At 56.9% G+C, this 290-nt stretch carries 1 protein-coding gene; it reads right to left on the bottom strand.

From position 1 onward, the window contains the following. Window positions 1-290 (bottom strand): hypothetical protein (locus tag KVT34_RS30150; RefSeq protein ID WP_483311468.1); only part of this gene is annotated, 290 nt, incomplete at both ends.

The following is a 290-nucleotide window of genomic DNA, read 5'->3' as shown; positions in this document are numbered from 1 at the left end:
GATCGGACGGAATGCCTTGGGGAATTTCCACATTCGGATACGGCTGCGTCTGCGGATGTCCCCAGCCGCCTTCGTACGCTCCGTGATGTCCATACGGGACGGGCAGTTCTCCGTCGCATCCGCACGGTTCTTTTTTCCACATTTCATGATGATGCCCATATGGAGACACGAAAGGCGCATAAGGAGGGCAGGGCAGAATCATCGGAAGGATCTCCGGATAGCCCCCGCAGTCCGGAATAGCTTCCGCCTCTTTTACATAAGCGGGATAAGCAGCCGGTACAACGGGCTCG

It is taken from the genome of Paenibacillus sp. GbtcB18 (assembly GCF_019091125.1).
GTDB classification, from domain to species: domain Bacteria; phylum Bacillota; class Bacilli; order Paenibacillales; family NBRC-103111; genus Paenibacillus_F; species Paenibacillus_F chitinolyticus.
Note: the sequence above shows the minus strand (reverse complement) of the source record. Positions and strands in the feature narration are given on the sequence as shown.